Here is a 15,836-nt window from a genome sequence, read left to right on the forward strand (position 1 = left end):
CTTCGCGCCCTCAGGGTAAAGGGTAGAGAGATAGTAAACAATTGGGCATCAATCCCCCAATCAACCATAAAAGTTGCTATGAAAAATTTACTTTGCTTTTTCTTGTGCTTTGGCCTCTTGGCCTGTTCTCAGGATGCTGCTACCCCACTGAGTAGTAGCAATACCGGGCAGGGCGGATCACTGGCTCGTTTCACGGTAGTGGGTGATTTCCTTTACACCCTGGAGGTGAATACGCTCAAATGGTTCAAGACCGAAGAAAACGGCAGCCTCACCCCCAAGGGAGAAGTAAGTTTGAATGAAGGGCAAGAAACCATTTTCCCCCTGGATGGCTTATTGTTTCTCGGCTCCACTGCGGGCCTTAGTATTTTCGAAATCAGCAGTACTGGAGAACCCGTATTTCACTCTCAAGTGGAGCATGTAGTAGGCTGTGACCCTGTGGTAGCCAATGAGGAGTTCGCTTTCGTAACGCTACGTATTCAAAGTTGTGCAGGATTATTTCGGCCCTTGGTGACAGAAGATGTACTGAATATTTACAATGTTGAGGATATTATGAACCCCACCCCCGTCGCAAGCTACCCCATGAATGATCCGCGCGGCCTTGGTTTGGCGGGCGACCTGCTGTTTCTCTGTGAGGGTGCTAACGGATTAAAAGTATTGGATGTCAGCGACGTACAGCAAGTCAACACTATCAGCCAACTGACCAATATTCATGCCAATGATGTGATTGTTTTAAATGACAAACTACTCGTGATTGGGCCAGAAGCCATTTTACAATATGACTATGCTGATCCTGTAAACCTTCAATTGGTATCTACCATCAATTTGTAAAAATATTAGATTTTTTGATTATATTTAACCTGAATTTTAAAGCGCTCAAAAATGAAAAATCTCCCTACACTCCTACTCTTGCTATCTGTCTTGACTACACTTAGTGCACAAGTTGACCTGGAAACCGGGTTGGTCGCCTACTATGATTTTGCCGATCATCTTAATGACCTATCCTCTTTTCAAAACAACGCCTATTTAAATCTTGGTACTACTTTCGTTAATGACATGAACGATACGCCTAATGAAGCCATCTATTTTGATGGTTCAGGTACCGGTTCCTACGTAGCAATTGAGAATGCTTCACAACTTAATTTCAATCCAGGAGAAGCTTTTAGTATTAGCCTCTGGCTTAAAGTGCCACCTACCCAGAACAGCACCGAAGGTGCCATTAACGATATCATTAGCAAGTGGTCAAATAGCGGCAACCAACCTTATTCCTATACCCTAAGAATTTACAATCAAACAGAACCTGAGAGAAACGGTCTTGTTTCAGCAGCAATTTTTGAAAGCTACGCTGCTACTTGCCCCGTCAATGCACTAGGTATTTTAGGCGTAACCCCGATTAATGACGACAACTGGCACCACGTTGTCTTTATGCGTACAGAAGACCGTATGCTACGCCTCTTTGTTGATTGTAATCTGGAGGCAGAAACCCAAGACAATACCACTTGTAACCTTTCCAACAGCATGGATTTAACGCTGGGCATTCGGCATCTTGCCAACACTTATCGACGGCCTTTTACCGGTAGTATTGATGAATTACGCTTCTACAACCGATCTCTGACCGAGGAAGAATGCTCCGTACTGGCAGGAAAAACCCTCTCCCAAGAAGAACAAGAAGAAAGTAACGCCAATTGTTCCCTTTTTCCCAACCCCATGGTGAGTGGGAGTAACTTGTTTTTGTTTAACCAAAACAATGAACCCATTAACCGCCCTATAGAAGTCTACACCATCGCAGGCCAATATTTAACAACCATCCAACAAGGTGAAAAATTAAGTTTACCTGCCGGGACTTATCTGGTAAGCAACTGTGAATCTGATCAACAACAACACTTAAAAAAATTGGTCATCATCAATTAAATTCGTTGCTTTGAGGATGAAATATGCTGTTATTCTCCCTGTTTACAATGAAGAGGCTTACCTCCGAGCCGCACTGGACTCCTTAGTAGCCCAAGAACTACGCCCTGATCAATTGGTCATCGTCAATGATGGCTCTACAGATCGTACACCCGAGATCATTGCTGAGTATTCAGAACGCTACGCATTTATCAAGGTCATCCACAAAGCGCAAAAGCAAGAATACCGTATTGGTAATGTGGTGGTGCAAAACTTCAACCTTGGTTATGCTTCTCTTGATCCTGATTTTGAGTTTGTCGTTAAGCTCGACGCCGACATCACGCTGCCAACCCATTATTTTGCCCGTATAGCCGCACATTTTGCAGCTGACCCTCAACTGGGTCTTGCCGGCGGCAAACAACTCGTTCTCGAAAATGATGAATGGGTCTACGAAGCAGTAGGAGACCCCGACCATGTAAAAGGCCCTTGTAAATCTTACCGCAAAGCTTGCCTGGAAGCTATGAACGGCCTGCGACCAAGCATCGGCTGGGATTCTGCCGACGAAATGCTGGCACGCTATTACGGCTGGAAAGTCATGGTCGATGAAGCATTACTGATTCGTCATCATCGGGTGACAGGTACAAATACCGGACTACTGAAAGTAAAACGCCGTATTGGTCACGGTTTTTTCCGTATCCGCTACGGTTTTGTGATAAGTCTGATCAGTGCTGTAAAATCTGGTTTAAAAAACCCTCCCTTTATTCTCTCGGGGATAGCCATAATGATAGGCTATTGTGAGGCCTGGTGGCGAGGAGATGAACACGTTGTAACACCTGAAGAAGGTCAGTACCTGCGCCAATTTCGGTGGACGCGATTTTTACAAAAACTAGGGTTCAAAAGTTCCTTGAATAATTAATTCCGAATATTAGCTACATTTGTTGCTATGAGCAAGGCCCTTGTATCTCCGCCAAAACAGCAACCCAACTATCTCTACACCATCATCAGTGTAGCAGCTGTGCTTTTTCTATTAGGTTTTTTCGGGCTGCTCTTGCTACAAAGTCAGCGGCTTACTAAAGTACTGAAAGAGCAGGTAGATATCATCGTTGAATTGAATAGTTCTCCTACGGATTCCGCGCGACTAGCTTTGGAAAACCGCCTCAGCAAAAGCTCTTTTGTGGTACCGCAGTCGGTAGAATACACCTCACGAGAACAAGCCCTGGAGTTGATGGCCGATGATCTGGGAGAAGACCTCCTCAGCCTGGACTTACCCAATCCGCTTTATGATGTATATACCTTTAATGTAAGTGCCCTGTATCTCACACCAGACAGCCTACAACGCATTCGCGAAGTATTGATTAAAGACCCGATCATCAATGATGTTTATTATCAGGAAAGCCTGATTGATCAGTTGACCAGGAACATCAAAAAAATCAGTTGGATATTATTGGGTATTGCTACCTTATTTATTCTTCTCGCACTCACCGTCATCCACAACACCATCCGTTTGGCCTTGTACTCCAATCGTTTCCTGATAAAGACCCAGGAATTGGTAGGTGCTCGCTGGGAGTTTATTTCACGACCTTATTTACGAAAATCCCTTTGGCATGGCCTGATCAGTGCTTTGCTTGCAATTGGCTTGCTCCTATTGCTTCAGTTCTGGTTTCAACAGCAGATTCCTGAAATCAGAGCACTTCAGCACCCCTTGGCCTTTGCAAGTTTATTCGCCGGGCTCATTATTTTGGGCATGGTGATCAATTGGCTGAGTACTTACCTTGTGGTCAGAAAATACCTGCGCATGCGGGAAGATGAACTCTATTAAAAAAACCTTTACCTTTGTCGGGTTAATTCAAAATGATCAATGAGTAATAAGCCTAGTAAGAAGAAAGTTGTGGTAAGTACAACTTCAAAAGATGCTGATCGTAGCCCTGCTACTGCCCGTACTCGCAACGCTAACACGAGTACGCAGCGTGCGCTCACCTTCAACCGCGAGACCTACATTTGGATGGGCATTGGATTTGCGCTGGTATTGGTGGGCATGGCCCTCATGAGTGGTGGCCACATGCCCAGTGCTGATGTTTGGGAGGAGGATATTATCTACAGTTTCCGCCGAACAGTACTGGCTCCCATCGTCATCCTCTCCGGCCTGGTTGTTGCAGTCTTTGCCATTTTCAAAAAGTAATATTTCTTGGAGATTTTACAAGCCGCCCTACTGGGTATTATTCAGGGTCTCACCGAGTTTTTACCGGTCAGCAGCAGTGGACATTTGGAGCTCGCCAAATTCTTCCTGGGCGACACCAGTGCTGCCGAAGAAAGCTTATTGATGACCATTGTACTCCACGCCGCTACGGCCCTGAGTACCATCGTTATTTTCCGTAAGGATATCCTGGAAATTTTCCGTGGACTCTTCGCTTTTGAAAACAATGAAGCTGCTCGCTTTAGTGGAAAGATCATCTTATCGATGATTCCTGCTGCGCTGGTTGGTTTGCTTTTCGAAGATGCCATTGAGCAATTGTTTGCCCAACAAGTACCACTGGTAGCAGGTATGCTGGTCATCACCGGATTGTTGTTATTCCTGGCTGATCGGGCAAAAACTACCGGCAGAGAAGTCAGTTGGTCGCATGCTCTGATCATAGGTATTGCCCAGGCCATTGCCATTATCCCTGGTATTTCGCGCTCTGGCGCAACCATCAGCACCTCGGTTTTACTGGGCATTGATCGGGAAAAGGCTGCTCGTTTCTCCTTCTTGATGGTGGTGCCGCTTATTCTCGGAAAAATAGCCAAAGATGTTCTGGATGGGGATTTTGCTGAAACGCCTAATCTGGTTCCACTATTGATTGGCTTTACCGCGGCATTCATTACCGGCCTCTTTGCTTGCCAGTGGATGATTAAACTTGTGAAAAACAGCCAATTATCTTATTTTGCCATCTATTGCTTTATCATTGCTACTATCGCCATACTAGCTTGGGCGCTTTAATCAGATTATAGGATGAACGAATCGGAACCTCCTTCCATAAAAAACATGGATTTTCAAGCGGGCGCAATCCTCTTGGTCGACAAACCTCAGGACTGGACCTCTTTTGATGTTGTGAACAAAATCAGGCATCGTCTGAAAAGAATCACAGGCATCAAACGCATCAAAGTGGGCCATGCTGGTACACTCGACCCTCTGGCCACGGGCCTGCTTATTATCTGTACCGGTAAGTTCACCAAAAAGCTGACCGACTTCCAGGGGCACGACAAGGAATACACGGGCACTTTCCGCCTTGGGGGCACTACGCCTTCCTACGATTCGGAAACGGAGGTGGATAACGAATTCCCATATAAACATATCACAAAGGATAGCCTGGAGACTGCTCGCCAGCAATTCTTAGGTACCATCGACCAGGTGCCGCCCATGTTTTCTGCCATCAAAGTTGACGGACAACCGCTTTACAAACGTGCACGTAAAGGAGAAACCATCGAGATCAAGGCACGTACCGTGCACATCCACGAGTTTGAACTTACGAATATAGAACTCCCCGACGTCAGCTTCCGCTTGCAATGTTCCAAAGGCACCTACGTACGCTCCCTCGCTCACGACATGGGGCAAGCCCTCAACAGCGGCGCTTACCTCACCGAACTTCGTCGCACCCAGGTAGGTGATTTCCGCATCGAAGATGCCTGGGATTTGGAGGAGTTAATTGCTCAGCTTGAAGAACGGATAGTGGGGATGGATGTGGTTTAACGTTGGTTGGATGGGTTTTGGTCTTTAATTCCGACTTCCCACTTCTGAACTCCGACTTTATAGAGCCGGGTTTTAAACCCAACGCTATGGAGCGGAGCAGCGGACAGCCTGGTGCCAAGTAATGAAGGCATTGCCCACAATAATACAAAAGCATAATCGCTTAATCTCGCCGCAGCTCCCCCCTCCACATCCGCCATTTCCCCTGCAAATCCTTGCGCAACTGGCCCTTTTCAAAGCCAAGGGCCGTGCCTAAATCGGCCACTTCCTGGGCATTAAATTCATTACACTCAAAGAAGAGGACGCAGGGCCGCTGGATGACCAGCTCCATGATTTTTCGATAAAAAAGGAGGGCATCGTCGTCCTCCACAAACAGCGCCAGACCAGGCTCGTAGTGCTTGACGCCATCTGGCATCAACACCGCTTCCTGGTGTGGAATGTAAGGGGGATTGCTGACGATGATGTCAAATAGAGGCAAGTCAGGCCATGCGGCGGCATTCAGTATATCTACTTGCCGCCAGTGAATTTCCAGGTTTAGCTGGTCGCCGTTTTGGCGGGCAATCGCCAAGGCTTTATCACTCACATCAATGGCCCAAACTTCGGCAGCGGGCCAGTTTTTCTTGATCGCCAGTGGGATGCAGCCGCTGCCTGTACCAATATCGAGGATTTTTGGGGCCTTCTTGGTGGTGCTTTTTTCCTCCAATACCCACTCCACCAATTCCTCCGTTTCCGGGCGGGGGATGAGGACACCTGGGCCTACTTTTAGGCGTAAGCCAAAGAAATCAGCTTGTTCGGTAATGTATTGGACGGGTTCGCCAGCCAGCAATCGCGACTTACTGCTTGACAGCAAAGCTACTTCCTCGGGCCTAAGTTCACGATCGCGACGGCCTCGGTGCCAGGCAAACAGGTCCTCAAAAAACAGACGCGCAATAGATTGAGCCTCCCCCTCTCCTACCCTTGGGGATAAGTCGGTGACCAGCTGGCGATAGGCCGTTGCGATACTCATTATCCCAGGCGATTTTTGAAATCTTCGTAGCCAAAGGTGCGCAATACATCCAGCTTCCCATTAGCGCGCAATACGGCGATATCGGGATGTTTTACCCCGTTGAACATGGTCGTTTTCACCATGGTGTAATGGATCATATCTTCCAGGATCAGGCGATCACCGACTTTGAGTGGCTGATTGAAGCTGTACTCCGTCATGTAATCGCCCGCCAGACAGCTCACCCCGCCGAGGCGGTAAGTAGGCTTGCCCGCTACTGGATCACTAGCATTGCGAATAGCCGGACGGTAAGGCATCTCCAAGGTATCGGGCATGTGGGCCGTGAAGGAGACATCCAGGATCGCCGTTTTCACGCCGTGGTTTTCGACAATATCGAGCACCCGCGTCAGCAGAAAGCCCGTTTGCCAGGCAATGGCACTGCCGGGTTCCATGATCACTTGCAAATGAGGATGGCGCGCCTTAAAGGCTTTCAAAACACCCACCAGATGATCGCGGTCATAATCGGCGCGCGTCATCAAGTGACCGCCACCAAAATTGACCCACTTTAGTTGGGGAAAGTAAGGGCTAAACTTCTCTTCAAACACGGCCAGCGTGCGCTCAAAGGTATGACTGGAAGACTCACAAAGGGTATGAAAATGCAAACCGTCGATCCCTTGTGGCAAAACCTCCGGCAAATTAGGACGCGTTTCCCCCAGGCGACCAATAGGTGACGCCGGGTTGTACAAATCTGTCTCTACCTCCGAATATTCAGGGTTCACTCGGAGTCCTGCGGATACCGCACTGTTGTTGATTTCCTCTTGAAATTGATAAAATTGCCCCAGAGAATTGAAAGTCAGATGGCTACTATAATTCAATAATTCAGAAAATTCTTCCGGCAAATAAGCGGGTGAATAAGTATGTGCTTTCACACCCATCTCCTCAAAAATCAGGCGTGCTTCTCCCAGTGACGAAGCTGTAGCTCCCGTCAGGTATTTGCCCACTAGCGGAAACATCGGCCACATGGAAAAAGCCTTGAGGGCCAGAATGATATGAATATCCGCAGCAGCTTGTACCGCCGCTATTTTCTCCAGGTTGGCGATTAACTTTTCTTCTTCCAAAATAAAAGACGGAGAGGGAAATTGACTTACATCCATTGCTTGTACGCTGGTTTTTTTAATATTTGGCACAAAGTTAATAATATCCTCGCAGCTCCCCTTTTTATTTGGCGCAAAGCAGCGGTTTTTCATCTGGCAGGGTCTTACTGGTACCCCACCCCAAAAAATAAAATTAAATCAACCATTGCCATTGTTTCAATAAAAGTAGCAATGCGTTACTCGTGTACTGTTGACTCGCCTGCTCTTCTCTGAACTATTTTTCTGCGTCACAAACCACGCTTACTATGTTTTGGAATCAACTGACAGGTCACCTGTCTTCAGGTCACGCTTATGCTTATCGGTTTTGTTTGCTGGTTATTTTGCTAACACTATTGGATGGGAATGATTTATTAGCACAGCCTAGCAATGATAGCTGTGCAGTGGCGCGTGTCATTACTATTCCCTCTGTATTCGGACAATCTATTATCTACCAAGGCAGTAACATTGGAGCGACCCCTGAACTTCCTCATTATTATCAGGATTGCACTCAGGGGGTAGGCTTATTCAGCAGTTTTGGGGCGGATGTTTGGTATACCTTTACGGCACCTAGCAGTATGTGTATCTTGATTGAAGTTTATGGGTTGATTGAATCTCCCGAATTGAATCTTATAGAAAGTAATTTTTGTGGAGAGGGTTTAGAAGTAATCTGCGCAGGCGGTACAAACCAAGACTATATTTACGAAACGGTGGAAATAGATGCTCAAAAAACTTATTATCTAAGAGTTGGTAGTAGCAGTTACTACGACCAAAATATTTTTGAACTAAGTATAGAAAAAGTAAATTGTATAGTTAATGAAGACCCTGATAACCCCTCCTGTTTAGTAGACGGTAATATTCAGCTTAGCCCTCTGCCCAACCAACCAGGCAACACTTATGAGCCAGGACAGGTAGTGAATATGTGCTATACGATTGAACAGTGGAATCCTGTAGCTGACAACTGGATACACTCGGTAGAAATCTTCCTTGGTGACGGCTGGGATTATTCCACACTAAACTATGCACTACCTGAAAGTTGCAATACCCAAGGTTATTGGGATTGGTATGATTTCTGGGTGGGTTGTGCGACCGGTGAATTATATGGTCCTGGTTTCGCTTATGAAAGCCCGCAAGGACTAGAATGTGGAGCCCTTCTCTTCGACGGCGACCCCGGCAACAACTGGGGCGATGGCCAGGGTGAATGTACAACAGTACCTCCTATCCCGCGTGAATTTTGCTGGACCATCACCGTAGCGGATTGCCCGCCGGATCCTATGCCTTCTTCTCTGGATTTAAGCGTTTCAATCCGGGTAAATGGTGATGGAGATACTGGTTCGTGGAATTTTGACACTTGTGATGACGACCCAGACGAGTACCTTTCCTTAAAGTTAGACGATACCTGTAATTTAGAAAACTGCGACTACTGGATTGCCACTATCGACGAACAGAATATCTCTTGCCCAGGAGAGATGGATGGATTCCTGATTGTTAATAGCCCATTGCCTGAGATAGGCCCATTTGATGTTTCGGTCTATAGCCTCTATGATGAATTGCTTTACTACTACCCCGGCGTGACCATGCCCTTTGTCTCACCCGCAGAATTAGATACGGGATACTACGGCATTCTCGTAGAAGCAAATAATCTATCTCCCTTTAACTTTTGTAATACCGGCATCATAGATATTGTCCATGTCGACTATCCTTTCGAGGTGCTGCCTCGGGTACTCGAAGGCTGTAGCCAGGACAGTATCCAATTGCGCGGGGCGACCTGGCCCATTTTAGAAACCGCCACTTTCCGCTGGAGTGGACCCAATGACTTCAACAGTACCTTACAAGATCCTTTTGTCTACGAAGAAGGAACCTATTACTTGACCGTCAGAGAGAATGGCTGTAGAATTAGCGATTCAATTGTGGTTTCCTTCCGAGACTCCCTACCACTCGAAATCGATTACTATATCGGCCCGCCCTGTGCTGACAACCGCTTACAACTCACCGCTACTGGAGCAGCACCGGGCATCAACAGCTACCAATGGCTGGAAGCCAACACTGGCCAAATATTAAGCCCCTCTTATTCTCCAAGTCAGCAGCTCTGGGACTTCGGAGTCATCAGCGAAGATTTAGAACTTCGCCTAGTAGGCTACAACCCCCAAGGGTGCAGTGATACGCTCGACTTCACGGTCGATTACCTTACGGAACCACCCTTCATTTACGAGTTCATCTTAGAGGATTGCGCTTCAAACTTAGGACAAGTAAGCTTCCCCGACAACAATGGCGAAACCATTGTCTTGTGGACAGACCTGAATGCTCCGCAAAACCCCAGGATCTTTGACAACCTAAGCCCAGGAGAAGAAAACACCATCCCTGTTCTTGTCACCTACAATGACCTGAGTTGTAGCTATGAAGACAGCGTCACCCTCATTGGCCCTGGATTAGCGTTAACTTCATTAGATACCATTGTTTGTCCTGGTGACTCAGCACTGCTCGTGGCCAGTCCGGCAGACAATTACCTTTGGAGTACCGGGGCCACCACTTCAAGTATCTATGTACCTTCCATACCTGGATCAACTTCAATCTACAGTGTTACCGCTACTGATTTTTACGGTTGTGAACGGTCGGAGGAGATCAGTATCTTTTCCACCAACCTGGCCAATGCAAATTTCACCTATAGCAATGATGGGTTGACGTATCAATTCCAACCTACAGCACCACAATACGCTGATACGGAATACTTCTGGGACTTCGGTGATGGTAATACCTCTACGGAATACGCACCAACCCACACCTTTGCCACTGGCAATAACCTAGAAGTAGAATTGATCGTGACGACCCGCTGTGGGCTAGCTACCTACACCGCAACAATAGGCTTTTTGCCACCGCCACAAGCAAATTTCACTACCGACATTTCCCAGGGTTGTGCGCCGCTAACGGTCACCTTTATCAACCAAAGCTTGAATGCCGATTCTTACCAATGGAATTTCCCCGGAGGGAACCCAAGTTCATCAACAGAAGAAAACCCCATAATTACCTACAATACGCCGGGAAGTTATCAGGTACAATTGACGGCCACCAATGAGGTCACCAGTGTTGTATTAACCACTTTCAGTGCGGTACAGGTAGCAGGCTATGAGCCGGTAGGCAGTATTTCCTTCAATACCAATCAGCTCGAGGTACAATTTACTGGCAATCAAAATTACGCTACCAGTTACCTCTGGAACTTTGGAGATGGTACGACTAGCAACAGTCTCAACCCACAACATACCTATGCCACCATTGGTACCTACGATGTAAGTTTATCGCTCACCAATAGCTGTGGCACAGTAGTAATTACCGAACAAGTTACTGTCCAAAGACCAGCCCCCGAAGTTATCTTTACGACGATGGACGCAACACAAGGTTGTGCACCACTGACCGTTACCTATCTTAACCAAAGTGTAAACGCTGTCAACTACCAGTGGACGTTTGATGGGGGTACCCCTAGCACGTCTAACGAAGAGAATCCTACCGTAGTCTATGACTTACCTGGCAGCTATGAAGTGCAACTTATTGCCAGTAACGAAAGCGGAATAACCACCAGCAGTCAGGAAAACTATATTGAGGTGTTCGCTGGGCCCAGCGGCAGTTTCTCTAGTGCTACGAATGAACTTACCGCCCAATTCACCAGCACCACCAGCAACGTGGACACTTACCTTTGGGACTTCGGAGATGGCAACACGAGTTCCGCTCCTAATCCATTGCACACTTATTCGGCCAACGGCATCTACACGGTAAGCCTTTCCATTACGAATGATTGTGGAACCGAAGTGATTACCCAAGAGGTAGACGTTGAGCAGGCAGCACCAGAGGCTGTCTTTTCTACCCTAGAGTCGGCAGCCGGCTGTGCACCACTGACCATCACCTACCTCAACCAAAGCCTGAATGCCGATTCCTATGTGTGGACTTTCCCAGGCGGAGTACCCGCTACCTCTACCCTACCCAATCCCACGGTTACTTATCTAGATGCGGGAGCATACGATGTGACTTTAGTAGCCACCAACCAAACAGGCAGCAGTACATCCGAAACACAGAATTTCGTGGAGGTATTCCCCTCCCCAACGGGAAGTTTCAGTTATAGCAGCGACTTACTCACCGCTCAGTTTTCCAGCTCCGTTATGAATACCGATAGCTATTTATGGGATTTCGGTGATGGGGCTACGAGTACTGAACCCAACCCTACTCATATTTATGGCCTGAGTGGAACTTACACTGTCAGTCTTTCCATCACCAATGACTGTGGAACGGTGGTGATCACGGAGGCTGTCAGCGTCATGCGGCCCATTCCTCTTGTGATCTTCACAACAGAAGATTCACAGCAAGGCTGCGCGCCACTGACCATCACCTTCATTAATCAAAGTACCAATGCAAATACTTACTTATGGGTATTTCCTGGTGGGGAGCCGAGTAGTTCTACAGAGGTCAATCCTACCATTACTTACCATATCCCAGGTATTTACGATGTACAACTCAATGCGACCAATGAAACGGGCACGAATACTTTGGTAGCTCAGTTTTATGTAGAGGTGAATCCAGAACCGAATGGTAACTTCTTTTATACCAATAACTTGCTAGATGTACAATTCATGAGCGACGTTGAAAACGCAGATAGCTACCTGTGGAACTTTGGCGATGGCACAACCAGCACCACTGCCAACCCTTCTCATACTTACGAAATGGGCGGGACTTACACCGTCACCCTGGAGTTGACCAATGCATGTGGAACGACCCTATTGACGCAAGAAGTTGGCGTCATGCGCCCCATCCCCAGTGTAGCATTTACCACCAACGGGGATACACAAGGTTGCGCACCATTCAGTGTTACCTTCCTCAATCAGACCACCGATGCCGTAAGCTACCAATGGTCATTCCCCGGCGCTGATCCTTCAGCCTCAACGGACGAAAACCCAACCGTGGTGTACAACACGCCGGGCACTTACCCCGTACAGCTGACCGCCACCAATGAGACGGGAGATAGTATGCTGACGCAGATAGACTTCATCGAAGTACTTTCGCCTCCATTTGGCAACTTTACGGCCGAGGTCGATCTCCTGACCGTTGCTTTCACCAGCACCGTCAGTAATGCAAATAGTTATACCTGGTTTTTTGGCGATGGCAACAGCAGTCTGGAAGAAAACCCCGTACACACTTATCTCGAAGACGGCGTATACGAAGTCACACTGATAGTAGAAAATGATTGTGGAACGGTGAGTATTAGCAATTCAGTCAGCATTATGACGACTAGTCTGGAGGATGTCGACCTACAAATGGCCTGGCGACTCTACCCCAATCCCACTCGCAATAGTGTATGGCTGGAAGTGATTGACTGGCCTACAACCACAGCTGGCACCGTGACAATCTTCAACGCCCTGGGAGAACAGATGAGCCGACAAAGCATCAGCTTACCCAGCGGTAATTACCGAACGCCTTTGTCTTTAAACTTGCCCGCTGGGGTGTATTGGCTCCGGTTGGAGACGGATGCCTTTGGGGGAGGAATGAAGAAGGTGGTGGTGCAGTAAATTAACGTGAGGTGCTATGTCAATATAGCACCTCACGTTAATCTAATAACTCCAATCCCGCTTCCATACATCAATCAAATCAAAGCTGATCTTGAAGGAGCTATCCGGTTTGCGGTTGTTGGCATCAGCGACAACCCCAAATACGCCCACCCTCAGGCGGCGACGGGTTCCGATTTTAAACACCCTCTCCAAGCCGGCAAAAAGCTCCTGGTGGCGATAGTCGCCATCCTGTAGCCACAGCATCCCGCCACCTACAACCGTCTTGATGCGGGTCTTTTTCAGCAGTGGGATATTGTTGATGATCGCTCCGTTGAAGTGGTGAATGAAGTGTAGCTCAAAGTGCAGGTTAGTTGTTGTCAGCGAAGTATCCAACAACTGGAAAGAGTTCAGCGGATTGGAATACAGAAAGGGATCACTCTGGCGAAACTGCTTCCAGTCGATAAAGCGCAAATCATCCGTATTTACAAACTGGCCCACCTGGGCACGGTAGTGAGTGTTTCCCAATGCGCCCAATATAATATCTTGCTCCAGAGCTGCTTCCAGATAATCGAAGCGAATATCACTACCCAACGCTTTATCCCAACCTCTGCGGTGCAGCAGACTCAGCGTCGGCCATTTACTGCCCAAAATCACCTTGCGGTTGGGTTCGCGCATGTAGCGCTGCCCAGGAGTATAGCTGATGGTATTGGTAGAAACAAAGGCTTGGTAGCGCTCAAAATCTACCACTTCGTCACGGTCTGTCACTACATCCTCCAGGAATGAACCTACTTCGTATCCCGTGATGGGGCTCCGATCGTTCCAGGAGAAACTGCTGGTCAAGCGCAGCCCGTTCACTATTTCTATTTCATGGCCTACGCGTACCGCATCCAACAAGGTATAATTACTCGGCCGCAGCAGATTCAGATAAGCGTCGTACTGATTAATCGCCTCGAAGGAGCGCCCGCCGCTTACCGAAACACTCCCCAATCGGAAGGGATCGTAGCGGAACCAGGAGCTAAAATTACCCTGTACATCACCATTCCGTACGCCGTAATTAAGACTACCGGAATTGCTCCATACCCGGCCACTTTTATAGCGTTTGAAGCGAGACACATAAGGCCCTACCCGCCAACCACCTACCGGACTAAAATCGATCATAGCCGCCAGCGAGCTTACATAAAGATGCGATTCCTCCCGCCAGTTCTGGATACCTACCCCATCCCAGGCCAGCTCCAACAAACTGATCCGATTGTACAAATTTTCTACACTATCCCTATATACCGGGCTATTGCGCACCTCCTGGATACTGTCGCGCAGGTGAATCAGCTTTGCTTCGCGTTCTGCCAGCGCCTCGGTACGGGTGCCCGCCCAGTATTCCCCATCACGCTCATAAGCTTCAGTGGTAGTAACAGCCACTTCGTTGCCAAAAAACTTATCCGGGAAAACGTAATTGTGCTCGTAATCAGAATACCGCAAAACGGTCGACCCCTCAAAAGTCTTGCGCTTGCCTTGCTTACTTTGGTAGTAAAACGCCAGGCGATCTACCGTCCATAGGCTGTCGCCAATCTCCGTATAAGATTGCTCAATTCGGAAGTTATCGCCAAACAACAGCGTCCCCGTAGGCAGCTCCAGTTCCAGGCGCTGTATTGTCCACTCGTTTTCCACAATCCAGATCGTCCCCTTCACCGTAGAGTTACCTTCCTTGCGCGGAATCACCTTGATCTCGTTCACCAGTGCACCGTTCAGGTAGGTCGTCCCCAGCAATTCGTATTTATAAGAAAGGATAGCATTATTACTCAGGGGCGATATCACAGGGGCATCCGCAATGCCGGGCAGATACACGAGGTTGCGATAGAAGTTGAAATCCGTCTCCGCAAAGACCGGCAAAAACAAGCCGTTCGTATTACCGTACGCCTGATACGCCGTCCGCTCTTCCTTGTACTGACGAGGAAACTGGTAATTGAGCATCACCTCCATTTCCACCAGATTCAAACCCGACAACAAAGCCTGGTTTTCTGCCTTCTCCGCCGCAAATGGATCGGCATCCGGAGCCGACAAGTCTACTTCTACTTTAGGAGCATCGGTCGCTGGGGTCACTTCGCGTTCTTCCACCGCCTTCAGGTACACTTTGGTCCGGTAGCTATCCGCCGAGCGCAACTGCTGCTCTTTGTTTTCAATCACTTTCCGGATCACCGCATACGCCGGGTCCTTGTCTTTGGCCGACACTACAATCTCCTCCAGATCAAAAGTCGAAGTCGACAACTGAACATTTACCCAAGCCGTGTCTCCTACCAGCATCACCCGCTCCGACTTGCTCTCGTAACCCAAGCTAGAGAATACCAGGTTGTACTCCCCCTCTACATCCACGCGCATCTCGTAGTTGCCTTCCCCGTCACTCACCGTACCTGTCTGCAATTGCTGCACATACACGTTGGCATAGGGCAAAGGCTCTCTGAACTCATTGATAATTCTCCCCGTAATCACTTGAGAATGCAAGAATTGTCCCCCAATCAGCAGGAACAAACTAAGCAGGAAGGAAATTCTAAGGGGCAGGCGTGAAAAAAAAGTTAGCATGGTCTTCGTTAAGTTAA

Annotated in this window: 11 protein-coding genes; 8 read left to right on the top strand and 3 right to left on the bottom strand. The window is 48.0% G+C overall.

Annotated features, from left to right (window positions below; all coding sequences use genetic code 11):
• Positions 1-78: 78 nt before the first annotated feature.
• The 7 genes from AB0L18_RS25985 to truB are packed head-to-tail and all read left to right on the top strand — an operon-like array spanning position 79 to position 5,608.
• The gene (locus AB0L18_RS25985; protein WP_367390241.1) at positions 79-828 is read left to right on the top strand and encodes a hypothetical protein; all 750 of its coding nucleotides are present in this window, start codon (positions 79-81) and stop codon (positions 826-828) included.
• A gap of 51 nt (positions 829-879) precedes the next feature.
• The gene (locus tag AB0L18_RS25990; protein WP_367390242.1) at positions 880-1,908 is read left to right on the top strand and encodes a LamG-like jellyroll fold domain-containing protein; all 1,029 of its coding nucleotides are present in this window, start codon (positions 880-882) and stop codon (positions 1,906-1,908) included.
• A gap of 16 nt (positions 1,909-1,924) precedes the next feature.
• Positions 1,925-2,800 carry a glycosyltransferase family 2 protein gene (locus tag AB0L18_RS25995; RefSeq protein WP_367390243.1) on the top strand — a complete coding sequence of 292 codons (876 nt, stop codon included), beginning with the start codon at positions 1,925-1,927 and terminating at the stop codon, positions 2,798-2,800.
• A 27-nt stretch (positions 2,801-2,827) separates the two neighbouring features.
• Positions 2,828-3,703, top strand: coding sequence for a cell division protein FtsX (locus AB0L18_RS26000; RefSeq protein WP_367390244.1), 876 nt, complete (start codon positions 2,828-2,830; stop codon positions 3,701-3,703).
• A 39-nt stretch (positions 3,704-3,742) separates the two neighbouring features.
• Positions 3,743-4,063, top strand: a complete 321-nt coding sequence (locus AB0L18_RS26005) for a DUF3098 domain-containing protein (RefSeq protein ID WP_367390245.1) — start codon at positions 3,743-3,745, stop codon at positions 4,061-4,063.
• 6 nt (positions 4,064-4,069) lie between these two features.
• Complete coding sequence (locus AB0L18_RS26010; RefSeq protein WP_367390246.1) at positions 4,070-4,858, top strand: undecaprenyl-diphosphate phosphatase; 789 nt, start codon at positions 4,070-4,072, stop codon at positions 4,856-4,858.
• A gap of 45 nt (positions 4,859-4,903) precedes the next feature.
• Positions 4,904-5,608, top strand: coding sequence for a tRNA pseudouridine(55) synthase TruB (gene truB, locus AB0L18_RS26015; protein WP_367390247.1), 705 nt, complete (start codon positions 4,904-4,906; stop codon positions 5,606-5,608).
• 160 nt (positions 5,609-5,768) lie between these two features.
• Here truB and prmC read toward each other — a convergent pair whose 3' ends face one another.
• Both prmC and nspC read right to left on the bottom strand, forming a co-directional pair.
• Complete coding sequence (gene prmC / locus AB0L18_RS26020; RefSeq protein WP_367390248.1) at positions 5,769-6,611, bottom strand: peptide chain release factor N(5)-glutamine methyltransferase; 843 nt, start codon at positions 6,609-6,611, stop codon at positions 5,769-5,771.
• Positions 6,611-7,741: a carboxynorspermidine decarboxylase gene (gene nspC / locus AB0L18_RS26025; RefSeq protein ID WP_367390249.1), complete on the bottom strand. Its 1,131-nt coding sequence runs from the start codon at positions 7,739-7,741 to the stop codon at positions 6,611-6,613. Before nspC ends, prmC begins: the two co-directional genes overlap by 1 nt.
• A gap of 245 nt (positions 7,742-7,986) precedes the next feature.
• Between nspC and AB0L18_RS26030 the strand changes: the two genes are divergently transcribed.
• Entirely contained in the window at positions 7,987-13,266 is a 5,280-nt protein-coding gene (locus AB0L18_RS26030) for a PKD domain-containing protein (RefSeq protein WP_367390250.1), read from the top strand.
• Between the two features lie 42 nt (positions 13,267-13,308).
• Here the strand turns inward: AB0L18_RS26030 and AB0L18_RS26035 are convergent, their stop codons facing one another.
• A complete protein-coding gene (locus tag AB0L18_RS26035; RefSeq protein ID WP_367390251.1) occupies positions 13,309-15,819 on the bottom strand; it encodes a DUF5686 and carboxypeptidase regulatory-like domain-containing protein in 2,511 nt (836 codons plus the stop codon).
• Between the last annotated feature and the right edge of the window lie 17 nt (positions 15,820-15,836).

It is taken from the genome of Lewinella sp. LCG006, from assembly GCF_040784935.1.
Lineage (GTDB): Bacteria > Bacteroidota > Bacteroidia > Chitinophagales > Saprospiraceae > Lewinella.